This window comes from Ruminococcus champanellensis 18P13 = JCM 17042 (assembly GCF_000210095.1).
Taxonomy (GTDB): Bacteria; Bacillota; Clostridia; order Oscillospirales; family Ruminococcaceae; genus Ruminococcus_F; species Ruminococcus_F champanellensis.
Genome location: NC_021039.1, coordinates 1,108,537 through 1,132,510 on the forward strand (window position 1 = coordinate 1,108,537; position 23,974 = coordinate 1,132,510).

At 51.8% G+C, this 23,974-nt stretch carries 16 protein-coding genes; 13 read left to right on the plus strand and 3 right to left on the minus strand.

The features are described from left to right. The first annotated feature begins 43 nt into the window (after positions 1 to 43). From RUM_RS04895 to RUM_RS04930, 7 genes are all read left to right on the plus strand, one after another. Positions 44 to 2,416, plus strand: a complete 2,373-nt coding sequence (locus RUM_RS04895) for a dockerin type I domain-containing protein (protein ID WP_041326275.1) — start codon at positions 44 to 46, stop codon at positions 2,414 to 2,416. Between the two features lie 503 nt (positions 2,417 to 2,919). Beyond that, entirely contained in the window at positions 2,920 to 4,758 is a 1,839-nt protein-coding gene (gene glmS / locus RUM_RS04905) for a glutamine--fructose-6-phosphate transaminase (isomerizing) (RefSeq protein WP_015558091.1), read from the plus strand. Positions 4,759 to 5,049: 291 nt separating this feature from the next. After that, positions 5,050 to 6,951, plus strand: a complete 1,902-nt coding sequence (locus tag RUM_RS04910) for a polysaccharide biosynthesis protein (protein WP_242821750.1) — start codon at positions 5,050 to 5,052, stop codon at positions 6,949 to 6,951. A 198-nt stretch (positions 6,952 to 7,149) separates the two neighbouring features. Next, the gene (locus RUM_RS04915) at positions 7,150 to 9,816 is read left to right on the plus strand and encodes a cation-translocating P-type ATPase (RefSeq protein WP_015558092.1); all 2,667 of its coding nucleotides are present in this window, start codon (positions 7,150 to 7,152) and stop codon (positions 9,814 to 9,816) included. Positions 9,817 to 10,032: 216 nt separating this feature from the next. Next, positions 10,033 to 15,789 (plus strand): DUF3320 domain-containing protein, encoded by a 5,757-nt coding sequence (locus tag RUM_RS04920; protein WP_015558093.1) that lies wholly within the window; start codon positions 10,033 to 10,035, stop codon positions 15,787 to 15,789. 27 nt (positions 15,790 to 15,816) lie between these two features. Continuing rightward, entirely contained in the window at positions 15,817 to 16,230 is a 414-nt protein-coding gene (locus RUM_RS04925; protein ID WP_015558094.1) for an SUKH-4 family immunity protein, read from the plus strand. Between the two features lie 338 nt (positions 16,231 to 16,568). Next, a complete protein-coding gene (locus RUM_RS04930; RefSeq protein WP_015558095.1) occupies positions 16,569 to 16,832 on the plus strand; it encodes a hypothetical protein in 264 nt (87 codons plus the stop codon). A gap of 226 nt (positions 16,833 to 17,058) precedes the next feature. Here the strand turns inward: RUM_RS04930 and RUM_RS04935 are convergent, their stop codons facing one another. After that, on the minus strand, positions 17,059 to 17,589 hold the full coding sequence (locus RUM_RS04935) for a helix-turn-helix domain-containing protein (RefSeq protein ID WP_015558096.1): 531 nt from the start codon (positions 17,587 to 17,589) through the stop codon (positions 17,059 to 17,061). Between the two features lie 286 nt (positions 17,590 to 17,875). Here RUM_RS04935 and RUM_RS04940 point away from each other — a divergent pair, with 286 nt between their 5' ends. The 6 genes from RUM_RS04940 to RUM_RS04965 all read left to right on the plus strand — a co-directional run bounded on the left by RUM_RS04940 (position 17,876) and on the right by RUM_RS04965 (position 22,463). Further along, complete coding sequence (locus tag RUM_RS04940) at positions 17,876 to 18,064, plus strand: hypothetical protein (protein ID WP_015558097.1); 189 nt, start codon at positions 17,876 to 17,878, stop codon at positions 18,062 to 18,064. Next, a complete protein-coding gene (locus RUM_RS04945; RefSeq protein WP_015558098.1) occupies positions 18,065 to 19,153 on the plus strand; it encodes a site-specific integrase in 1,089 nt (362 codons plus the stop codon). Beyond that, the gene (locus tag RUM_RS04950) at positions 19,143 to 19,472 is read left to right on the plus strand and encodes a plasmid mobilization protein (RefSeq protein WP_015558099.1); all 330 of its coding nucleotides are present in this window, start codon (positions 19,143 to 19,145) and stop codon (positions 19,470 to 19,472) included. The genes RUM_RS04945 and RUM_RS04950 overlap by 11 nt, the downstream gene beginning before the upstream one ends. Beyond that, positions 19,465 to 20,604, plus strand: coding sequence for a helicase RepA family protein (locus tag RUM_RS04955; RefSeq protein ID WP_041326277.1), 1,140 nt, complete (start codon positions 19,465 to 19,467; stop codon positions 20,602 to 20,604). The genes RUM_RS04950 and RUM_RS04955 overlap by 8 nt, the downstream gene beginning before the upstream one ends. A 290-nt stretch (positions 20,605 to 20,894) precedes the next feature. Then, a complete protein-coding gene (locus RUM_RS04960; protein ID WP_015558100.1) occupies positions 20,895 to 22,076 on the plus strand; it encodes a plasmid recombination protein in 1,182 nt (393 codons plus the stop codon). Positions 22,077 to 22,085: 9 nt separating this feature from the next. Further along, the gene (locus tag RUM_RS04965) at positions 22,086 to 22,463 is read left to right on the plus strand and encodes a TnpV protein (protein WP_015558101.1); all 378 of its coding nucleotides are present in this window, start codon (positions 22,086 to 22,088) and stop codon (positions 22,461 to 22,463) included. 38 nt (positions 22,464 to 22,501) lie between these two features. Here RUM_RS04965 and RUM_RS04970 read toward each other — a convergent pair whose 3' ends face one another. Continuing rightward, positions 22,502 to 23,032 carry a hypothetical protein gene (locus RUM_RS04970; RefSeq protein WP_015558102.1) on the minus strand — a complete coding sequence of 177 codons (531 nt, stop codon included), beginning with the start codon at positions 23,030 to 23,032 and terminating at the stop codon, positions 22,502 to 22,504. Further along, positions 23,029 to 23,958: a hypothetical protein gene (locus tag RUM_RS04975; RefSeq protein ID WP_015558103.1), complete on the minus strand. Its 930-nt coding sequence runs from the start codon at positions 23,956 to 23,958 to the stop codon at positions 23,029 to 23,031. Before RUM_RS04975 ends, RUM_RS04970 begins: the two co-directional genes overlap by 4 nt. Between the last annotated feature and the right edge of the window lie 16 nt (positions 23,959 to 23,974).

Here is a 23,974-nt window from a genome sequence, read left to right on the forward strand (position 1 = left end):
TTGTGCAAATTGCACGCATTTTTAAAAAGAAAGAAGGAGTGTTATGAAACCAAGAGGATTCCGGCTCTTGACCGCTGCTGTATGCACGGTGTTTCTGCTGCTGGGGGGATATGCCCCTGGGACGGAGCATGCGGACGCTGCTGTGCAGACTGTGCACAACCTGGTGTTGTTTGCCCAGTTCCAGGGAGAGGATGGCTATAACTTTATGGAGGCGCATACGGCGGAAATGCTGGATTACTGCCGGAAGGAAAACACCTTCCGCTCCCTGGCAGGGTACATCAACGAAATCTCCTACGGGCAGATGCAGGTGGACTTCGTTTTTCCCCAGCTGGAGGGGGACACCATCCTGCCCTACACCATGTCCGGAGAACTGGACAGCTATCACAATCTGGAAACTATGGCTGCAGAAGTGATCTCCCATGTGCCAGTGCCCCGGGATTCCCGGCTGGATGGAAACGGTGATGGCCTTGTGGATAATATTATCCTAGTAATGGATGCGGACACTGAAACCGCAGAGTCCCTGTTCTGGCCCCGGGCGTTTGCACTGCCAGGTATTGGAATCAATGATGTGCAGAGTGGCATGGTGAACATACAGAACAGCGCCACGTTGTTTGGCAGTTCCATCATGGGTGGCGTAGGCGTGCTGGGGCATGAGTTCCTGCACTCGGTGGGTTACCCGGATCTGTACCGGAACGATGACCGTACTGGAATTCCTGTCGGGATGTGGGACATTATGGCTTCAAATTCGATATTTGTGCAGTATCCTCTGGCGTATATGCGGTATAGTGTATCTGGCTGGCTGGATGCGAAAACCGTTACCCAGGACGGAACCTATACTCTGGAACCAGCCTCCGCCCGATCCGGCAACCGGTTGTATCTGCTGAAAACGCCTCTGTCGGATACGGAATTTTTCGCTGTGGAATTCCGACAGAAGGGCACACCCTATTCAGAGGAAATGGACGTGAAGATCTACGGCACCGGCATGGTGGTGTACCGGGTGAACACGGAGATTCACGGCAACCACGGTGCATCCGGAGATCAGATCTATGTGTTCCGGCCGGAGGAAACCGGTCTGGACGCCGGGGAAGGGAACCCCTATCTGTCCGCCTACGGGGGAGAGGGTGCGCCGGACAGCATTGGCTCTTTGGATCCTACAGCTACCATTACGGATGGGGCACTGGTGTATTCGGATGGCACCAACAGCGGCATCCGGCTTTCGGATATCCGGATCGACGGGGATCAGCTGCACTTTACCGCCCGGTTTCAGGATACTACGGATCGGGATCTTTGGCGAAGCATGCCGGAGGCGGACTGGATGACCGGAGCCTCTGCGCTGGATCTGCAGGCATCGGACAGCGGTGTGCTGTATATGCTGACGGGTGGAACCGATGGTGCGATCCTCAGCCGGTTGCAGGACAACACCTGGGAACAGGTTAGCAGACTGCCGGAGCAGGCATATGATCCGAAGCTGTGCATGCGAGGCGAGATTCCCTATGTGCTGTACCAGGACGGCAAGAATTTTTCCTATGTGATCCAATCCTATCAGGATGGGACATGGCAGCAACTGACCCGGGGCAGTGAACTGTCTCAGTACCAGGATTTCACTATATGGGGGGATCGACTGTATCTTGCTTACACCACAGGCTCCTTCCCATATGGGCTTCATGTGTCTGCCTATGATCTGAATACCGGGGAGAAAACCGATTATGAGGATGGCGCCGGGGATGTGTGCAATCTGTCCATCGGGGCGGATGATACCAGTGTTGCGGTGGCATACCGGGGGGCGGTGAATAGCACGGCTCCGGCGGTGGATGTGTGGGATGCGCAGGGACACAGAACCATTTCCCTGTCCGATCAGAGCGCCGGCAGGACGGATCTGATCCGGGGACAGGAGGGGTATTATATTTCTGCCACAGAGCAGGCGGCGGGGCTGTATGCTTTGCAGAACGGAGAAACGGAACATGCCCTGCTGGGGAATGCCGTCAGCGGCAACTGCTATTACACGGAACTGACCCGGACAGCAGACGGGTTGTATCTCACCGTCAGCACCCAGAATCCCAGTGACCTGGCGGTGTATCAGTACCGGGACGGTGGATTTGCGAAGCTTGGCAACAGCATTGCCGGTGAAACGGTGGGAGCCGCTGCAACCGCTGCCGCCGGGGATATGCTGTATGTGGCATACTGCTCGGAGCAGGGCAATGTCCGGATCAAAACATATCGGCTGCGGCAGGATTCCGTTACCGGAGACGTGAACGGAGACGGAGCGTGTACCGTGGCGGATGCAGTGCTGCTGGGCAGATGGCTGCGCCGGGAGCAGGTATCCCTGGCAAACTGGCGGGCAGGAGATCTGGACGGCAGCGGCATGCTGAACGGAGCGGATCTGACCATGCTGCGCCGGATGCTGACCGGGACATGAGCCTGCTGCACAAATCCCGTTTAATTGGTTGACAATGCATTGAAAGTCGTGTATAATAATATAATAACATATTTCTGGCAGAGTAAGCCCGGTGGAGGATCAGAATGCAGGCGTATTGGATCGTTTTCATAGTTTTATTTCTGATCATACTGCCTGCAAGAGCGGCAGCACGGCGTGCTCACATCCGGCGGATCATCGGACGGTGCCGGAGGAAAGGAAACAAGGATATGTATGATCTGATTCAAACCATGCTGGGTCAGGAAGTGATCGTGTATGTGTCAGATGGCGCTGTTTCTACGGTAGGTGGATTTCTCCGGAAGGTGGAGGAGGGATGAATCCAGGTGGAACGTGCCAATCACCAGATCGTGCTCATCAGTGTGGATTATATCAGCCGGATCCAGGAGCGTCCACGCAGTGTGAAGAAAAAGCGGCAGTGATCTGTTCAGTTCCCGGAGAGGAACATGCATGACAATATTATCTTTCTTTTGTGAGGAGAACAATTTATGTGCGGAATTGTAGGATTTACCGGTAGTCAAGAGGCAGCACCCATTCTGTTGGACGGTCTGTCCAAGCTGGAATACAGAGGCTATGACTCTGCGGGCATCGCTGTCCGGAACGAAAATGCCGAGGTGGAGATTGTCAAAGCCAAGGGGAAGCTGAAGGTACTCAAGGAAATGACCAACGACGGCAAGGCAGTCAAGGGTACCTGCGGCATCGGGCATACCCGGTGGGCGACCCATGGAGAGCCTTCCGCTCTCAATGCCCACCCTCATTGCAGCGATGATGAAAACGTTGTCGCAGTACATAACGGCATCATCGAAAACTACCAGGAGCTGCGGGATAAGCTGCTGAAAAAGGGCTATACCTTTAAATCCCAGACGGATACGGAAGTTGCTGTAAAGCTCATCGATTACTACTACAAAAAGTATCTGGGCACGCCGGTGGACGCATTGAACCATGCCCTTGTCAGAATCCGGGGATCCTATGCTCTGGCGGTTATGTTCAAGGAATACCCGGGGGAGATTTATGCAGCCCGGAAGGACAGTCCCATGATTATCGGGCTGGCGGAAGGAGAAAGCTATCTTGCCTCCGATGTGCCGGCAATTCTCAAATACACCCGGAATGTGTACTATATCGGCAATCTGGAGCTTGCCCGGCTCACAAAGGGCAGCGTGACCTTCTACAATCTGGACGGGGACGAGATCCAGAAGGAAATGAAAACCATTGACTGGGATACGGAAGCGGCAGAAAAAGGCGGCTACGAGCATTTCATGCTCAAGGAGATCCACGAGCAGCCCAAGGTGGTGCGAGATACTATCCATTCCGTATTACAGAACGGAAAAATCAGCTTTGAAAGCGTTGGGCTGACCGATGAGGAAATGCGTAATATCCAGCAGATTTATATTGTAGCCTGCGGTTCTGCATACCATGTCGGCATGGCAGCGCAGTATGTGCTGGAGGAGCTGACCAGCTTACAGGTTCGGGTGGAGCTTGCTTCCGAGTTCCGCTACCGGACTATGACCCTGGCAAAGAACAGTCTGGCGATCATCATCAGTCAGTCCGGCGAAACCGCAGACAGCCTGGCGGCACTTCGGCTTTGCAAGGAAAAGGGCGTCAAGACTCTGGGCATTGTCAATGTGGTGGGATCCTCCATTGCCCGAGAGGCGGACGATGTATTCTACACCCTGGCTGGGCCGGAGATCTCCGTTGCCACCACCAAGGCGTACAGCTGCCAGCTGGTTGCAGCATATCTGCTGGCGATGCAGTTCGCCAAGGCAAGAGGAGAGATCACAGAGGAGCGGTTCGCCGCACTGGCCGCAGACATTGAAACCATTCCGGAGAAGATCCAGCGGATTCTGGAGGATAAGGAGCGGCTCCAGTGGTTTGCCTCCAAGATCGTGAACATCAAGGACGCATTCTTCATCGGCAGAGGCATTGATTATGCCATTGGCATGGAGGGCAGTCTGAAGCTGAAGGAGATCAGCTACATCCATTCAGAGGCTTACGCAGCAGGAGAACTGAAGCATGGCCCCATCAGCCTGATCGAGGACGGTACCGTGGTGTTCAGCGTGGTGACCCAGTCAGCGCTGTATGAAAAAACCATCAGCAATATGGTGGAGGTCAAGAGCCGGGGCGCCAAGCTGTTCGGTCTGACCACTTACGGCAATTATGCCATGGAGGATACGGCGGACTTTACGGTTTATATTCCAAAAATCGACAATCTGTTTGCCGGGAGCCTTTCGGTCATTCCCCTGCAGCTATTGTCTTATTATGTGTCTGTTGGCAAGGGCTTTGATGTGGATAAGCCGAGAAATCTGGCAAAGAGCGTAACGGTAGAATAATATATCATATCCCGGTTTCTGTGTTTGGAGACCGGGATTTTTTGTGTATGTGCATTTTTATTAGAAAACCCTTCAAATTTCCTTTAAAACTCCATTCTCTGACACTTGAATTATTTGAGATCTCATGTTACAATAAATACAACAAGTTCTGGTTTTTACGGCTTTGTATTTTATCATCGAGCCTTAAGGCAATACTGCGCAAGTTTTGTGCGGTGCTGCCCTGACATTTTGTAAATTAATCCCGTCATTCATTACAAGTACAGTTCAGACAACATGTGGGAGATGTGTGGGTTGAAAAAATTGATTCAGAAGTTCCGGTACCGGAAAATGATTCTGGCAGTTGCGGATGCATTTATCGTAGCCATTTCTGCACTGCTTGCAAACTTTTTGCTGTCCAATTGGGGGAAGGGGCTTGGTGTATCCGACCTGCGGATCTCCATGGCGGTCAGTGTGTGCTGCTGTGGTGCCTGCCTGATGCTTGCAGGGGCATACAACAAACTGTGGCGATATTTTAATGTAAAGGACTATCTCTCCTGTGTATATGGGGTTGTAGCGGGGGTCACTGCCGCCTGTCTGTTGGTGTACATCATCCGGGGGGATGTGCCGGTGATCTATGCAGTGCTGCATGGAGGCATCATTGTGATCGGCATCTGTCTGTTCCGGTACATCTTCAAGCAGACCTTTATTGAACTGACCGCCTGCGGCAAGGTGGAGGCAGTCTACAAGCGAACTATGATCATCGGCGCAGGGGAAGCGACAGATATGCTGATCCGGGAGATCTTCAACACCCGGGAAAGCCGGGCGGTCAATGACGCTTCCTATGATCCGGTGTGCATCATTGACGACGATACTGCCAAAATCGGCACGGCAGTGCAAGGGGTGCCGGTGGTTGGCACCACGGACGAGCTTCTGAAGTATACGGAACAGATGCAGATCCAGCAGATTATTTTCTCCATCCCTTCCTGCCTGGACGATGAACGGCAGCGGATCCTGGATATCTGTGCAAAGGCGAACCTGCCGGTGAAGGTAATGCCTTTTATCAGTGAGCTGATCTTTGAAGAAAATACCCTGCTGGGGCAGATGCACGACATTAAGGTGGAGGATCTGCTGGGGCGGGAGCCCATCAAATTTGACAACCAGGATATCCGGGCGTTTATCAGCGGAAAGGTGTGTATGGTCACCGGCGGCGGTGGTTCCATCGGCTCGGAACTGGTGCGGCAGATCGCAAAATATGATCCCAAGCAGATCATTATTGTGGATATTTACGAAAATAATGCCTATGATATTCAGCAGGAGCTGAAAATGGAGTACGGGGACGGCCTGGATCTGGTGACCTTGATTGCCTCTGTCCGGGATTACTTCCGGATGAACCAGATCATGGATCGATACAAGCCGGAGATCGTGTTCCATGCGGCGGCTCACAAGCATGTGCCTCTGATGGAGGTTTCCCCCATGGAGGCTATCAAGAACAACGTGGTGGGTACCTTCAACGTAGCAAGCCTGGCACAGTTCCACAATGTGCAGAAGTTTGTGATGATCTCCACGGACAAGGCGGTGAATCCCACCAACGTGATGGGAGCCTCCAAGCGGTGCTGTGAAATGATCATCCAGTATCTGTCCCAGGAGAAGGACGGGGTGACGGAATTTGTCACCACCCGGTTCGGCAACGTACTGGGTTCCAACGGGTCGGTGATCCCTCTGTTCAAACGGGAGATCGAGCAGGGCAAGCCGGTGACTGTGACCCATCCGGACATTATCCGCTATTTTATGACCATCCCGGAGGCGGTGAGCCTGGTGATGGAGGCGGCAGCCATTGCCCACGGCGGCGAGATCTTCGTGCTGGATATGGGCAAGCCGGTGCGGATCGTGGCACTGGCGGAAAACCTGATCCGCATGTACGGCAAGCAGCCCTATACAGATATCCCCATTGTCTTTACGGGACTGCGACCCGGGGAGAAGATCAAGGAGGAGCTGCTGATGGACGAGGAGGGACTGCAAAAGACCCAAAACAAGCTGATTTTCATTGGCAGACAAATCGAGATCAATGACACCACCTTTATTCAGGCACTGCGGCGGCTGCGGGATGCGGCATTGAAAAATGATGAAGCAACTGCCGTGTGGGCACTGCACGAGATGGTTCCCACCTTTACCACCCCGGAGGAGTTCAACAAAAAGGTGCTTATGATGGCTTGACAATTTGCTTTCGGTATGGTAAAATCATTGAAAAGGGAGTAGCATATATATCCGCCGGGCGGATGTATGGTTCCTGTCGTCATCACGGAGCATGGCTCTCGGCAGGAAATCTTTCGTTGAGACGAAATTTGCGAGACTTTTGCAGAGATGCAGGAGTCTCGCTTTTTGCTGTAAAATATAGGAAAGGAAGTTGCAGGTATGGAGCAGAAGGCATATCACTTGCAGACCCCGGAGGATGCTCTGGAGGCGTTGGGCAGCAGTCCCAAGGGGCTGGATCAGAAGGAGGTACAGCGGCGGCTTGAACAATATGGAAAAAACAAGCTGACAGAGGCGGCAAAGACCCCCACCTGGAAGCGGTTTCTGGGACAGTTGAAGGATCCTATGATCATCATTCTCATTGCGGCGGCAGTGGTCTCTGCTTTGATCCCCCTGTTTGAAGGGGGCGGAGTGGGGCTGTCGGACTTTGCGGATACCATTATTATTGCAGTGGTGGTGCTGCTGAACGCAGTTCTGGGCGTGGTGCAGGAATCCAAGGCGGAACAGGCCATTGATGCGCTGAAGAAAATGACCGCTGCGCATTCCAAGGTTCTGCGGGATGGAAAGCCTGCCACCGTGCCCACGGAGGAGCTGGTGCCCGGTGATGTGATCCTGCTGGAGGCTGGAGACGCTGTGCCGGCAGATGCCCGTATCCTGGAATGCGCCTCCATGAAGTGTGAGGAGTCCGCTATGACGGGAGAATCCGTGCCGGTGGATAAATCAGCGGAGGGACTGCATGGAGAGGACGGAAAGGAGATCTCTCTGGGGGATCGTCGGAATATGCTGTATATGGGCAGCACCATTGTATACGGCAGAGGTACCGCAGTGGTCACCGGCACCGGCATGCATACGGAAATGGGCAAGATTGCCGGGGCGCTGAATGCGGCGCAGGACGAAAAGACGCCCTTGCAGGAAAAGCTGACCCAGCTGAGCCGGTATCTGACCTGGCTGGTGCTGGGCATCTGCGTGATTGTGTTTGTGGCATCCCTGCTGCGAACCGGTGACTTTACCAATCCCAAGACCTATGTGGACACCTTCATTGTGGCAGTGAGCCTGGCGGTGGCAGCGATTCCGGAGGGGCTTGCAACGGTGGTTACCATCGTGCTGTCCATGGGTGTGACGAAAATGTCCAAACAGGGTGCGGTGATCCGGAAGCTGTCGGCGGTGGAGACCCTGGGATGCACCCAGATCATCTGTTCCGACAAGACCGGCACCCTGACCCAGAATAAAATGACCGTGGTGGAAACCCGGGAGGCAGGCAGTGAGCCGTTGCTGGCAACCGCCATGGCACTGTGCAGTGATGCAGAGCTGGATGACCAGGGGGAGGCTATTGGAGAGCCTACGGAATGCGCTCTGGTGGCATACGCAAACAAGTGCGGACTGCCCAAGCCTGTACTGAAAGCCGAGCAGCCCCGGATCGGGGAACTGCCCTTTGATTCCGACCGGAAGCTGATGACCACAGTGCATCGGACGGAGGAGGGCATCCTCCAGTACACCAAGGGCGCGCCGGACTGCTTACTGGCACGGTGCAGCGCCTACTTTGACGGCACCAAGGAGGTGCCCATGACGGATGCCCTCCGGCAGCAGATTCTGGGGGCGAACAAGGCACTGGCGGACAAGGCGCTCCGGGTGCTGGCGGCAGCCTACCGGCGGCATGCCCAGGAGCCTGTACCGGGGGATTACACTTCGGAAAATCTGGAGCAGTCCCTGGTATTTTGCGGTCTGACCGGCATGATCGATCCGGTTCGGCCGGAGGTCAAGGCGGCAATTGCCCAGTGTCGTTCTGCCGGCATCCGTCCGGTCATGATCACCGGAGATCACCGGGATACGGCAGTTGCCATCGGCATGGAGCTGGGGATTCTGACGGATCCCTCCCAGGCCATTACCGGAGCGGAACTGAACCAGATCAGCGACGAGGATTTTGCACAGCGTGTCACAGAATTTTCCGTGTATGCCCGGGTACAGCCGGAGCATAAGGTGCGGATCGTGAAGGCATGGAAGGCACGGGGAATGGTAACTGCCATGACCGGAGACGGAGTGAATGATGCACCCTCCATCAAAATTGCGGATATCGGCGTCGGCATGGGCATCACCGGTACGGATGTAACCAAGAACGTGGCGGATATGATCCTCAGCGACGACAACTTTGCCACCATTGTCAAGGCGGCAGAGGAAGGGCGGCGGATCTACGATAATATCCGGCGTACCATCCGGTTCCTGCTGTCCTCCAACCTGTCGGAGGTTATCAGCATCCTGATTGCTACTCTGCTAGGCTTTACCATTCTCAAGCCCACCCACCTGCTATGGATCAATCTGATCACGGACGCCTTTCCGGCACTGGCGCTGGGCATGGAAGCCGGCGAGAAGGACATTATGCAGCGGCCGCCCCGGGATCGGAAGGAGGGCATTTTCGCCGGCGGTCTTGGCGTGGACGTGGTATGGCAGGGCTTTGTGATCGCCTTGCTGACGTTGGCGGCGTACCTGATCGGGGATTATATGGAGCGTGGACATTTTGCCATTGAGAACAGTGCAGATGGCATGACCATGGCATTCCTCACCATGTCTCTGACGGAAATGTTCCATGCCTTCAACATGCGCCGGGAAAGGGGTTCCATCTTCGCTGTGCATAGGCAGAATTGGTACCTGTTTGGCGCCATGGCGTTCTCTCTGATTGCCACCACTGCCGTGATCTACATTCCGGCGTTGAAGCAGGCGTTCCAGTTTGAGTCCATCAGTCCGGCGGAGTATCTGACTGCCGTGGGACTGGCGTTCCTCATCATTCCCATCGTGGAGTTGGTGAAGCTGTTCCGCAGATTGGGCAGCAAGTAAAGGCAATACTGTATCATCTTTGAGTGGTGCAGCCGAATACAAATCCAAACAGCCCGGAGGCGATGAATCCCATCGTTTCCGGGCTGCTTTTGCGATACTCCAGACGCTGCTTTCTCGCAACAGCTTGACTGGGGACGGTTTTTGTTGATTTCTGACAAAGTTCGTGCTATAATAGACTTAGATATTGTCGCAGTGCATGCAGGAAGGAGCAGGCGTATGGATGCAAACATCAGCATCAACGGACAGGTTGCAGGAACGATCAACTTTGCCATGCAGCAAAATTATATTCCGGTGATTCGCAGGCTGGTTTTCACCAACCAGGGGCAGGAGGAACTGGACGGTCTCCGGGTGCGGATCAGCTTTGAGCCGGAATTTGCCCATGTGTTTGAAGCCCAGCTGCCGAAGCTGTCTCCGGGAACACCGGTGGAGCTGTCCCCGGTGCGGCTGGTGATGCATGGGGACTATCTGTTTTCACTGACGGAGCGGATGGAGGGCAATATCCGGATCCGGGTGATGCAGGGGGAGACATGTCTGCATGAGGAATGCATTTCCATTGCTCTGCTTGCCTATGACCAGTGGCCGGGCTTGCTGCAAGTGCCGGAGATCATTGCAGCCTTTGTGACACCCAATCATCCCAGAGTAGGAGAATTGACTGCAAAGGCAGGGAAATGGCTGCAAAAGTGGCTGGGGGAGCCCTCCTTTACCGGCTACCAAAGCCGGAATCCCAACATCGTCAAAACGCAGGCGGCAGCTATCTATGCTGCATTGCAGGCGGAGAACATTGCGTATCATATGCCCCCGGCAAGCTATGAAACCATGGGACAGCGGGTGCGGTTGCCCCATGCGGTGCTGGAGCAGAAATGCGGCACCTGTCTGGATCTGGCGGTGCTGTATGCAGCATGTCTGGAGGCTGTAGGACTGAATGGACTGTTGGTGTTCGTCAAGGGGCATGCCTTTGCCGGGGTGTGGCTGGAGGAGGAGACCTTTGCGGAGTGTGTGGAGGATGACATCTCTGCGCTGACCAAGCGCATGGCATCCGGCATTGACCAGCTGTACCTGGTGGAGTGTACGGATTGGATTGCAGGCAGATCCGTGGACTTTGATCATGCAGGCAAGCATGCGGCAGAGCATCTGGAGGATCCGGTGGCGTTCCAGTGTGCCATTGACATGAGCCGGTGCCGGGGCAGCGGCATCCGCCCCATTCCCACCCGGATCAGTCAGGACGGTACCTTTGCCTCTGTGGATTACGGCACCCGGACGGAATCGGACATAACCGCTGCTCCCAAGCAGATCGACCTGGCACTGCACAATGCTGCCTCCCAGGAGCAGACCGTAACCCGAAAGACCATCTGGGAGCGGAAACTGCTGGATCTGAGCCTGCGAAACAGTCTTTTGAACTTCCGTCCCACCGCCTCCAGCATTCAGCTGATGACGGCAGATCTCAGCAAGCTGGAGGACGAGGTGTCCCGGGGCGAGGACTTCAAAATCATGCCTGCCCCCAATGATTTTACCCTGACCCTGTCTGACAGCCGGATCTTCGAGATCGAAAACGAACGGGATCTGATCACCACCATTGCGGAGTCTGAATTCAAAAACAAGCGGCTGCGCACTTTTATGGATACTGCCGACCTGGAACGGATCCTCAAAAAGCTGCACCGGCAGTCTAAGGTGAGTCTGGAGGAAAACGGCGCCAATACCCTGTACCTGGCTCTTGGGTTTCTGCGGTGGTTTGAAACGGATCAAAGCGAGCGTCCCAGGTATGCGCCACTGGTGCTGGTACCGGTGGATCTGGTTCGGAAGATTCAGGATCGCTCCTACTCCATCCGGATCCGGGATGAGGAAACCCAGATGAACGTGACGCTGCTGGAAATGCTGCGGCAGGATTTCGGCATCCGGATCAATGGGCTTAACCCTTTGCCGGAGGATGAAAGCGGCGTGAATTTGCCTTTGGTGTATCAGACCGTCCGGCAGGGCGTCATGTCTAAAAAACACTGGGATATTGAAGAAGTGGCATTTTTGGGACAGTTCTCCTTCAGCCAGTTTATTATGTGGAACGATATTCGCAGTCGGTCAGCGGATCTGGAACAAAGCAAGGTGGTATCCAGTCTGGTTTCCGGCAGTCTTGTCTGGGAACCGGAGCAGCTGTCCATGACGCCTGCCCAGTTGGATGCGCAGGTGTCCCCCTGTGACATGGCGGTGCCCACCAGTGCGGATTCCTCCCAGCTGGCGGCGATCTATGACGCATCCCGGGGGCAGAGCTTTGTGTTGCACGGCCCGCCCGGAACGGGCAAGTCCCAGACCATCACCAATATGATCGCCAACGCTCTGTACAACGGCAGATCTGTGCTGTTCGTGGCGGAGAAAATGGCAGCACTGTCCGTGGTGCAGAAGCGACTGGCAGCCATTGGGCTGGATCCCTTCTGCCTGGAGCTTCACTCCAACAAGGCGCAGAAAAAGGCGGTGCTCAATCAGCTGGCGCATACCCTGGAGGTGGGGCGTATCAAGGCACCGGAGGATTACGACCGGGAGGCTGCTCGGCTGCACAACCTGCGGCAGGAGCTGAATGGCGTGATGGAGGAGCTGTACCGGAAGCGTCCGGTGGGCATGTCCGTATACGATGCCCTGCTCATGCAGGAGGATTGTTCAGTGGAGCTCCCAATGGATCCCGACTTTGTAGAAGCTGCGGATCCGGAACAGTACACCGCCTGGACGGATGCCGTGCGCAAAACCGCCGTTGCAGGCCAGGCATTGGGGGGATACCGGAACAGTCCCTTGCAGCACTGCCGGATGCGGGAGTATACCCCGGAACTACGGCAGCAGTTTCTGGAGAATGCAGGCACTCTTGCAGCACAGGCACGGGAGAGCGGTCGGATCTATACAGCACTGGGGGAGGGCTTGCCTCTGGATGCAGCCGGCAGCCGTTATATGCTGCAGTTGCTGAAAACCGTTCTGGAGCGAAGCCGTGGACTGGAGACGCTGGTGTTTGATGCGGAGCTGGAGCAAACCCGTGGTCAGACAGAAGCCCTGTTGGAAAATGGTGTTGCATACACTGCCTTGAGTCGGGAGATCGCAGCGGAGTATGAACCCAGTGTGCAGAGCTTTGACAGCGATGCCGCAATGCTCCGGTGGAACCAGACCCAGCAAAAATGGTTCCTGCCCCGGCTCATCGGCTCCAACAAACAGGTCAAGACTCTGGCGGCATATGCCAAACAGCCCGACCAGATCACCAAGGAAACCATTGTGGAGCAGTACCGCCGGTTGTCCGAATGCAGGCAGCGCCGGGAACAGCTGTCCGCCGCTCCGGCAGCGCTGACCAGTCGGTTCGGAAGCCTGTGGCTGGGAGAACAGACGGATTTTGCTGCCTTGCAGCAGGCATGGACGGATTCAATGGCTCTGCGGGAATGCCTGGCGCAGGCAGGCGCATACCGGGAACCGGCATGTCGCCTGACAGAGCAGATGTTCCGGGATGCACAGTTCAGAAGCCGGATTGCAGCACAGCTGCCGGCAGCAGAGAATGCCCGGCGTGAGATGGAGGAAACCCTGTCCCGGATGCCTGTGGATCGGGCTGTGCTGGATGCAGCCGAGAACTGGTTTGTGACCCTGGAACAGCAGGCAATCGGCTGGGTTGGGGATATTGACAATCTGAAATCCCGGGTACTGCTGGAAAACAGTCTGGATGCACTGGAGCAGATGGGTTTGCAGCAGACAGTGGATGCTTATACAGCCGGACAGGTCACGGAGGAACAGCTTTTGTCCGGGTTCCGGCAGGGGGTATGCAGGGCGGTGATCTCTGCTGCCTTCCGCAGTGCTCCGGCTTTGTCCGGCTTCCAGGGGGAGCAGTTTGAGGACACAGTGAATCGGTATCGGGAGACGGCGGAACGGTTCCAGGAGCTGACGGTTCAGGAACTGGCGGCACGGCTGTCTGCAAAGATTCCTGCCACCTCTGCGGGTGCAGGCTCCTCCGAGCTTTCCCTGCTGCAAAAGGCGATTCGCAGCGGCGGCAGGATGATGCCCATCCGGAAGCTGTTTGACAGCATTCCCAATCTGTTGCGCCGGATCTGTCCCTGTATGCTGATGAGTCCCATTTCCGTGGCGCAGTATATTGATCCGGCGTTCCCGAAATTCGATCTGGTCATTTTCGATGAAGCGTCCCAGATGCCTACCTGTGAGGCGGTGGGTGCTATTGCCCGGGGTGAAAATGTAGTGGTGGTGGGAGATCCCAGACAGCTACCTCCTACCAGCTTCTTTGCCTCCAACCAGGTGGACGAGGAACACTTCGAGCAGGAGGATCTGGAAAGCGTGCTGGATGACTGTCTGGCACTGGCTATGCCCCAGCGGCACTTGCTGTGGCATTACCGCTCCCGTCACGAGAGCCTGATCGCATTCAGCAACGCCCGATTTTATGAAAACAAGCTGTTTACCTTCCCCTCCCCGGATGACCTGGTGTCCCGGGTACAGTGGCATCATGTGGAGGGCTTCTATGACAAGGGCGGTACCAAGCAGAACCGGGCAGAGGCGGAAGCCATTGTGGCGGAGATCCTGCGGCGGCTGTCGGATGAACAGCTGCGCCGGGAGAGCATTGGCGTAGTGACCTTCAGCGTGGTGCAGCAGGTGCTGATTGATGATCTGCTGGCGGAGGCATTCCGGAAGCAGCCCCAGCTGGAAACCTATGCGGAACAGATGTACGAGCCGATCCTGGTGAAGAATCTGGAGAATGTACAGGGGGATGAGCGGGACGTGATCCTGTTTTCCATCGGCTATGGTCCCGACAAGGACGGAAAGGTGTCCATGAATTTCGGCCCGGTGAACCGGGATGGAGGCTGGCGGCGGCTGAACGTGGCGGTATCCCGTGCCCGTCGGCAGATGCAGGTGTACTCGGTCATTGCGCCGGAGCAGATTGACCTGTCCCGTACCCGTTCCGACGGCGTCGCTGCTTTGCGGGGCTTTCTGGAGTTTGCAGCCAGGGGCACCCGGGCATTGCCGGTGCATGCGGAGCATGTGGAACCGGACAATCCCTTTGCCCGGCAGATTGCCGTTGCCTTGGAGGGGCGTGGATTCCAGACCCGTTGCGGCATTGGCTGCTCTGCCTATAAGGTGGATGTGGGTGTCATCGATCCGGACAGACCGGACGGCTACCTGTTGGGGATCCTCTGCGAAAATGAGCAGATCTTCACCGCTACCACCGCCCGGGATCGGAATTTGCTTCAGCCTTCTGTGCTGCGTGGACTTGGGTGGCAGCTGTACCGGGTGCATATTCTGGACTGGTATGAAAACCGGCAGCGTACTCTGGAACAGCTCCTGCATGCCATTGAGGACGCAAAGACCCAGGCAAAGCAGGAACCGGTGCAGGCAGCTCCTGCGCCGGAGCATATCCCAAGCTTTGAACGGGAACAGACCCTGACGGCGGTGGATCGCTGCATCCCATACAGTTCGTATGTGCCGGAGCTTCTGGGCACACCGGAGCAATTTTATCTGCCAGAGAGCAAGAGAGCCATCATGCAGGTGATCCGGAAAACTGTGGAAACAGAGGCACCAGTGAGTCGCCGGGCAGTGCTGCGGCATGTGCTGAATGCTTTTGGTATTTCCCGCAGCGGCAGCCGGGTAGAGGCGGTTTTTGACCAGGCAGTGCAGGACTGTGGCATTTCCGGCACCGATACCGGGGATGCATGCTGGTTCTGGAGCCGGGAGCAGAATCCGGAAGCCTACCGGATCTGCCGGATCCCAAAGGAGGGAACCGGCAAGCGACCTATGGAGGAGATCTGTCCCCAGGAGCTGTGCGCCGGCATGCTGCTGATTCTGGAGGATCAGGTCAGCATGCTCCGGTCAGATCTGCTGCGGGAAACCGCCAAGCTGTTTGGTTATACCCGTACAGGCGGTGTCATTGAGCATGCAGTCAGCGATGCCATGGATTATGCCCTGACCCGACAGCTGCTGGATTGCCAGGAGGATCGGTTCACCATACACAACGCATAAAGGCGGTCTGTAGAAAGGAGCATGTTTATGTACGAGGAGATTCAATTTCCCTCTGAGCCTATTCTGGAGTTGGTATTCTGCAAGCCGGAGGATACTTATGAAACAGTCCTGGCGGGACAATGTTATACGGTGGTTGGCAGGGACAAGGATCTGCCGGATCGGTTGATCGGAGTCGCATCGGACCAGCGGGTTTATGAACTGGATGCTGCACAGAAGCAGGTGTTCTATGCGGCGCCGGATCTTGCCATCTTTGTTCGGGAGCTGATGCTCTGGCGGTCATACGGTAAGCAGCATCCCCAGCCGGACAATATGACGGAGGCGCAGCTGACTGCTGCGGCAGCCGGATTCCGGGAAAAGCTGACGGAGCTGGATCGGCATGCCTTTGATCGGGAGGACACCTTCTGGTCTATGGTTTGCGAGGAACTGGAGTATGGAATCTAAGGCAGCACCGCACAAAGCCTGCCGGATGGTTTTACATAGCATCTGCTGCACAATCTCTGTGCGTGTTGCCATAAGACAAAGCACCCCCGGATAGGTGGATACTAATATAGAAGCTTTATTTCTTTAAAGATAAGGTTGCGTAACCAAGTGGTTATGCAGCCTTTCCCTTTTTGTCGCACTTCATACTGTCAGCAACAGTGGTCGTTACAGCAACGTCAAAACGGTAATGTATGCAAAGAATACGGAATGAGCAGTTCCACGCTGCATAAATGGATCAAAAAGTATACGCAGGTTAAAGCTTCAGACACCGAAACAATGGCCATGGCAGAAATCAAAAAATGCAGAAAAAGCTGGCATTGCTTGAGGAGGAAAATCTGATATTAAAAAAAGCAATGGCCATGATATTGATAATCAATTTAACAATGAATTGGTGGCATAAATACAAAATGAGCTATCCGATTCGTAAATTGAATCAGATAGCTCTTTATTCTTGGATAATCTTAAAATGTTGTCATTTTGTTGCCACGGGGCAATGCCGTAGCGCAAAAGTCCAGCATTTTCAAGGCTTTTCAGCCTTTCGGGCAAGGAGCGAGTGGGAATGATAAAAGAGAGCCCAAAAAACCAGTAATATCAAGGGCTTTCGAGCTTCGACCACCCGCTTTGATAACAAAATGATAACATCCATTGAGGCGCCCTTTATTCTCTACCCCGAGTGGTTTCGGGGTTATCAGAATAAAAAAGGTGTGGCTTTGGAACTAATGTAACCGTATTATAAGACGAAGAAAGCCCGTAACTGTGGATAAAACAGTTACGGGCTTTTTGTCATCTTTAATCTTCTTTCAGGCGGTCTTTGAAGGCATCTGCCAGTACATCACTGAGTTCCTGAGAAGGCACCTTAACATATCCGCTGCCGGCATCGAACTTCGGGTAGTTATAACGCCAGCGATCATATTCCTCTTTGGAAATTTCACCGTTCTTGAAAAGCTCTGCCTGCTTCTGCCAAGCTGCAAAGAAATCAAACAGGAAGGCATTGCTGTTCCCTCTATGAGAGTCAAGACGGATGCAGAGCTCATCATTGACTTTATCAATTTTCAAGCCGTAAAGATCTTCCAACGCAAAGAAAGTGTGCATTAGACCGAGCTCCGAATCAATATCCGGCACAGACAAAGCCAACGGAGATACATCAAGCACGTTGGCAAGTGCTCCGGTCAGAACGGCTTTTGGTGTTCTTGAGCCGGATTCATACTGCGCCATACGAATGTCAGCGGTCTTTTCGGGGAAACCGACGGCGATGCCGAGCCACTTCTGTGTCATACCTTTCAAATTGCGAATGAAACGAATTCTTTCACCGATTGCCATTGTTCTTATCTCCCATCTATGTACTGCAAACACAGTATAGCATATATGTTATAATATTGTCAAGATAACCAAAGCAAGAAAGTTAAATATTTTCTCAAAAACCTCTTGACATAAGCAAATTAGTTTAGTATAATGAAATGGCATTAAGCAAATATGCTTAATATAACAACTGAATAGCCGTTATACGCCACGGTAATGACGTATCCGCTCGGGCAAATCGGAATGCGGTCAGAAAGTTCTCCGACACTAAACAACAAAACTATCTGAAAAGAAAGAAGGTGAAAAAATGGACAACAAGTTTATGCGGGTTGAAGAAGTCGCAGAAGTTCTCGAGGTATCTACCTCTTTTGCTTATAAGGTGATCCGCCAGCTCAATGACGAGCTCAAATCAAAGGGGTATATCACAATCGCAGGACGCATCAACAGAGAGTATTTCTATGAAAGAGTATATCACAATGGAAAGGTGGTGATCTAAATGCCGGTTTATAAGAATAGCGATAACGGCACCTGGTATGTGCTCGCCAGATACCTTGACTGGAAAGGCGAACGTAAGCAGAAATGCAAACGGGGCTTTTCCACAAGGAAAGAAGCACTCGAATGGGAACGAACTTTCCAGCAGCAGAACGCTTCCGATATGGACATGACATTCGAGGCGTTCTATGAACTGTATAGGAACGATATGAGACCGAGATTAAAGGAAAACTCGTGGATGACCAAAGAGCATATCGTAGAAACCAAGATTATGCCTTATTTCGGAAAGCGCAGTCTCAGCGAAATCAGCAACAAGGATATTATGGCGTGGCAAAATGAGCTGCTTGCCTACCGCGATGAAAAACACAAGCCGTATTCCCAGACCTACTTGAAAACGGTACACAACCAACTCAGCGCCATACTGAATCACGCAGTCAGGCACTACGGTCTGCACTGTAATCCTGCTTCAAAGGTCGGGAATATGGGTACGGAAGAACGCAAGGAAATGAAGTTCTGGACTAAGGAGGAATACAAGAAATTCTCCGATGAAATGATGGACAAGCCCGTTTCCTTCTATGCTTTCGAGGTGCTCTATTGGTGTGGCATACGTGAGGGCGAGCTGCTGGCGCTTACGCCGTCTGATTTCGACTTCGATAAGGGTACGCTGCGGATAAATAAATCCTATCAGCGCTTGCACGGTGAAGACGTCATTACTACCCCGAAAACGAAGAAAAGCAACCGCACAATCAAGATGCCGGATTTTCTCTGTGAAGAAATGCAGGATTATCTCGGTATGCTGTACGACGTCGATAAAAATGACCGTATCTTCAATATCTCAAAGCACTATCTCGGCAGAGAAATGGAACGGGGCTCAAAGGCAGCCGGAGTAAAACGTATCAGAATCCACGATCTCCGTCACAGTCACATATCGCTTCTGATTGATATGGGCTTCTCAGCAGTGGCAATTGCAGACCGTGTAGGTCACGAAAGCATTGAAATCACTTACCGATATGCGCATCTTTTCCCGTCAAAGCAGGAAGAAATGGCAAAGAAATTAGGATATGAAAGGAAGGAAATAGAAGATGTCCGCTAAAAATGTAGATAACCATAACCGTTTCAGAAATATTACCGTGGGTTTTCGGGTATCCCCTGAGGAAAACGAAGCAATCAATGCGGCGGTGAAGCTCTCCGGGCTTCCGAAGCAGGAATACTGCTACCGTCGCTGCCTTGAACGTGATATCGTGGTACAAGGCAATCCGAGAGTGTATAAAGCTCTCAGAGATCAGCTTGCCGCTGTGCTCACGGAATTACAGCGAATCGAGAACGCAGGCGGCGTAACCGATGAACTGCGGGAGCTGATCGAGCAGATCACCGTTACGCTATACGGAATGAAAGGAGAACAGAATGAATGATGAAAAAGAAATGACCGCCCTGAACACATCTGTTGGCGCAGATGACGGACAGTCACTCAATGCAATACCTAATAATAGTATAACCAATGAAGACGCAGATTTCAATAGTTTTGAGCAAATTCAGCGAAAAATGATGCGTATGCTTGATCCGAGATACCTTCACACCGTATCTATGACCGAGCTTTACGACACCGTTTACCGAAGCAGGCCGCCGCTTATCGACGGTTTGCTCTATCCCGGCACGTATCTGTTTGTCGGTGCTCCCAAGCTCGGCAAGAGCTTCCTGATGGCGCAGCTTGCTTATCATATCAGCATGGGAACGCCGCTTTGGAACTATCCCGTCCGAAAAGGCACGGTGCTGTATCTTGCCCTTGAGGATGATTACAGCCGACTGCAAAAACGACTGTATCAGATGTTCGGGACAGAGAGTACGGAAAACCTGTACTTCTCTGTTTCGGCAAGTCAGCTTGGCAGCGGACTGGACGAGCAGTTGCAGAACTTTGTCCGGGAGCATCCCGATACGGAGCTTATCATCATCGACACGCTTCAAAAGGTGCGTGAGGTCGGCGGTGACAGTTACAGCTACGCCAACGATTACGACATCATTGCCCGGCTGAAACAGTTTGCCGACAACAGCGGTGTGTGTCTGATGCTGGTACACCACACCCGAAAGCAGAAGTCAGACGATCCCTATGATATGATCTCCGGCACCAACGGTCTGCTCGGTGCAGCGGACGGTGCTTTCCTGCTCCAAAAGGAAAAGCGCACGGCGAACGCTGCAACGCTTGATGTGTCCGGCAGAGATCAGCAGGATCAGCGGCTCTATCTCAACCGCAATCCCGAAAAGCTGATATGGGAGCTGGAACGGACGGAGGCAGATCTTTGGAAGCTGCCGTCTGAACCTCTCCTTGATCTGGTAGCAAAACAGCTTTCGAACAACACTCCCGGCTGGCAGGGTACACCGACGGAGCTGGTGTCTCTGCTTGGTGTGGATATGAAGCCGAATGCCCTGACGATGAAGCTGAATATCAACGCCAGCCGACTGCTGAATGAATATGGCATCCGCTATGAAAGCAGTCGGTGTCACGATGGGCGGCGAATCACGTTCCACCGGGAGCAGCCGACAGCGTGACGATGTGTGACGGTCGTGTCGATATTTTCGACAGCGGTGGCGGTGTCAGAAATACCGTCACCATCGACACGGACCGACACGCAGAAGTTTCGGCGGGGTGCAGGGTGCCCTTTTCAAAGGGCGGCTCTGCTGGGTGCTTACCGCAGTAAGCAGGGCAAAGCTCTACACCCCCTCGGAGAGCGCAACAGCACCTTTTGATAGCCAACGACTGTCAAAAGTGCTTTTGCGTTACTCTTGACAAGAGTAACAGAACCGAGGACGAGCAAGTTTGTGAGATTGGAGGTATATAAATGCAAAGAACGATAAGTGCAATGGTTGGCAAAGGCTCGGTCAATCATAACAGCCGCAAGTTCAAGGCGGAAAATGTTGACGGTAGCAGAACGCATTTGAACATTGATTACTGTAACGAGCCGATAAAGAAAATCTATCATGAATTGTTTGACGAAGCACTCAAAAGATACAACGATAAACAGACGAGAGCCGACCGCAGAATAGAAAACTATTATGAAAAAATCAGAAATTCAAAGCAGGAAAAGCCGTTCCACGAACTGATATTGCAGATTGGTGATAAAGAAAATATGAGCGCCGAAAGCGAAAACGGACAGCTTGCGAGACAAATTTTAGATGAGTATTACCGTGGATTTCAAGAGCGAAATCCCAACCTAAAAGTGTTCTCTGTTCATTTGCATATGGATGAGGCAACACCCCATTTGCACATTGATTTTGTTCCGTTCACAACCGGCAGCAAGCGTGGACTTGATACAAGAGTAAGCCTGAAACAAGCGTTAGCTACACAAGGTTTTAAGGGCGGAACTCGTGGAGATACCGAGTGGAATCAATGGGTACAAGCCGAAAAAGAACAGCTTGCAGCCGTGATGGAGCGTTACGGAATTGAATGGGAACACAAAGGTACGCATGAAAAACACCTATCTGTTCTTGACTATAAAAAGCAGGAAAGAGAGAAAGAAATTGAAGTTTTAGAGGACAAGCTCGCCGAGAAAAAAGACGAGTTCCGTGTTATGTCAGACCGTATAGAAAATTTTGATAACGGTGAAAGAGCGCTGCAGAACCTTGATGAAAGTATAATGAACGAACCCGAATATCAGTTGCCTGAACCGTCTGCAATGATGTCGGCAAGAACTTATAAAACAAAATTTGTTGAGCCGCTTATATCTCGGTTAAAGTCGCTGATAAGCACCTTGTTTGCACGCTATTTCAAAGCAATAGACAGGTATAACCGACTGAATATTACGAACGGCAACTTATACCGTGAAAATGAAAAGCTGACAAGGGCAAACAAAAAGCTGTCCTACGAAAATGAAAATCTGCGTGCGGATAATAAGGATTATAAACTGCTCCGCAAAGTTTTCGGAAGTAAACAAATTGATGGTTTGCTCGAAAGAGCAAGGTCGGAAAAACAGTCTAAACAGCGTGGCGAACGCTTTAGAAAAAATAACAATTATGAAAGGTAGGAACACATAATGGAAAACAGAATTTACGATGAAAAGAACGATCTTTGGTATGAAAAGCAGGGCGATTATTTTATCCCCTGCCTGTCACTTCCCGAAGAAGAAAACAAGCCTGTCGGCATTTGGGGACAGCGGCATTTGCGGTATATCAGGCAGCATAAACGAGTATTTTACGCTAATCTTCTGACATCCTGCAAGTTAAACAGTTATCTTGCAGATGTTGACGCGCAGTCTGAAAATCTTTTTTGTCGACTGGTAAAACAACTTGCCGAAAAAGAAGGTATCACGGAAACGCTCAAAGCGGAAGATCAGATGCTTTGGGTACAGCGGATGAACGCAGTACGTGAAACGGCAACGGAGATCGTCAATAATGATCTTATTTGCGTATAACAGACATACGGCGGCTGGGAGAAATCCCTGCCGCCTTTTTATTTTTTGCTCCAAAATGTCAAATACATTTGTGAAACAGATTCAAGCAATACAAAAAGAATGTGCATAATAAAGAAGACACAAGCAGCAGTAATATACTTAAACAGTACAGCCGGCAACAATGCCTTTATTAACACGACTACAATCAGCAGAATCAAGTATATTATTTCCACTATGACATTGTATGCAATGTTGGATAATAAAACTTGAAACAGCGATAATGTTTTGCCGTTTATTTGTTTGCAATCGCTTGAGGGAGTGTTTTTTAGCTGTTCAATGTTCTTATTATCAGCCGATACCAATATTGTTATTATGGCTACAGAAAACGAAATAAGGATTGCCACTATGTTAATCTGTACATTGATGAATTCCGAAAAAATAGTGCAAATACCGTTTTCATCCCCAAAGTCAAAAACGAATGCGCCAACAAGGGCAGCAACCCCAAAAAGAAAGGGTATAAGCATTTTTAACCATAGTCGCTTTCTTGATTGGAAGTAGTCCTTAATTGGAACAAATACGATTGTATTCATTGCTTGTTCCTCGTTTCGTCAATAAATTCCTGTGCTCGATTGAAAAAGTCATAGCTGTCGACTTCATTTGTTACAGCCAAACCTTTTACCGATAAATAATGCTTCATCTTCATTAGATCCGTATCAATTTCGAATTGTCCAGCTTCATTTGTACCTTTGATTGTAATCCTTTTAATTTTACTGTTTTGCTTTTTCTGATTCTCTCTAAAGTATGCTTGTATCAAGTTGTCCGGATATTTTTTTGTTCCTCTTGGACGCTTAATAAATATTTCAACTTCATCAGCTATATCCGTTCTTCCTGCAAACCCCATAAAATCGTCTTTAATATCATCTTTACTGACAATGAGCTTTAGAACAGACATAGTTTTTGCTTTTTTAATGGAAGACAGGAAATCCTCACCCGGCATAATGTCATATGAGATTATATAATGGAAATCATCTTTGCAATCTTCGTTGTACTTTATGAATTGTTCATTCAAATATGCAACGATACCGTTTAGTGTTATTCCATAATGATTGCTCTCGTGTACTGCAAGAAATCGCATTTCACTTCCAAAATGGCGAATACACAAGTGCGTTTTTTCTTCATCGCCATCTTGCTGCCTTTTTCGTGTTCCTAACTCTTTCATCGTCTCAGTATCGATTTCATTGCGAACATGATTATACTTTGCAGATTTGAAAATTAAATCGTAGTTTCCATTCTTCAAATCATTCACGGAGTCTAACCAAATGACTTTTTCCGATGTTTTATTATCTTTTTTGCGTTCAGTTAGGTCTTTTCCCAATACGTAAGTAAACATATTAGATAGGGAATCAATAACCTTTGAAATGTCATAAATTGACTCATCTTTACTATCTTTCTGCTTGGAAATGGTGAGATAATAAAAGTATATCGGAACATTTTTCTTTGTTTCCTGCGTACTCATTTCATCATCCTCCACA

Coding starts and splice junctions, on each gene's coding strand:
- RUM_RS04895 (WP_041326275.1), top strand. CDS start 44: ATGAAACCAAGAGGATTCCGGCTCTTGACCGCTGCTGTATGCACGGTG.
- glmS (WP_015558091.1), top strand. CDS start 2,920: ATGTGCGGAATTGTAGGATTTACCGGTAGTCAAGAGGCAGCACCCATT.
- RUM_RS04915 (WP_015558092.1), top strand. CDS start 7,150: ATGGAGCAGAAGGCATATCACTTGCAGACCCCGGAGGATGCTCTGGAG.
- RUM_RS04920 (WP_015558093.1), top strand. CDS start 10,033: ATGGATGCAAACATCAGCATCAACGGACAGGTTGCAGGAACGATCAAC.
- RUM_RS04925 (WP_015558094.1), top strand. CDS start 15,817: ATGTACGAGGAGATTCAATTTCCCTCTGAGCCTATTCTGGAGTTGGTA.
- RUM_RS04930 (WP_015558095.1), top strand. CDS start 16,569: ATGCAGAAAAAGCTGGCATTGCTTGAGGAGGAAAATCTGATATTAAAA.
- RUM_RS04935 (WP_015558096.1), bottom strand. CDS start 17,589: ATGGCAATCGGTGAAAGAATTCGTTTCATTCGCAATTTGAAAGGTATG.
- RUM_RS04940 (WP_015558097.1), top strand. CDS start 17,876: ATGGACAACAAGTTTATGCGGGTTGAAGAAGTCGCAGAAGTTCTCGAG.
- RUM_RS04945 (WP_015558098.1), top strand. CDS start 18,065: ATGCCGGTTTATAAGAATAGCGATAACGGCACCTGGTATGTGCTCGCC.
- RUM_RS04950 (WP_015558099.1), top strand. CDS start 19,143: ATGTCCGCTAAAAATGTAGATAACCATAACCGTTTCAGAAATATTACC.
- RUM_RS04955 (WP_041326277.1), top strand. CDS start 19,465: ATGAATGATGAAAAAGAAATGACCGCCCTGAACACATCTGTTGGCGCA.
- RUM_RS04960 (WP_015558100.1), top strand. CDS start 20,895: ATGCAAAGAACGATAAGTGCAATGGTTGGCAAAGGCTCGGTCAATCAT.
- RUM_RS04965 (WP_015558101.1), top strand. CDS start 22,086: ATGGAAAACAGAATTTACGATGAAAAGAACGATCTTTGGTATGAAAAG.
- RUM_RS04970 (WP_015558102.1), bottom strand. CDS start 23,032: ATGAATACAATCGTATTTGTTCCAATTAAGGACTACTTCCAATCAAGA.
- RUM_RS04975 (WP_015558103.1), bottom strand. CDS start 23,958: ATGAGTACGCAGGAAACAAAGAAAAATGTTCCGATATACTTTTATTAT.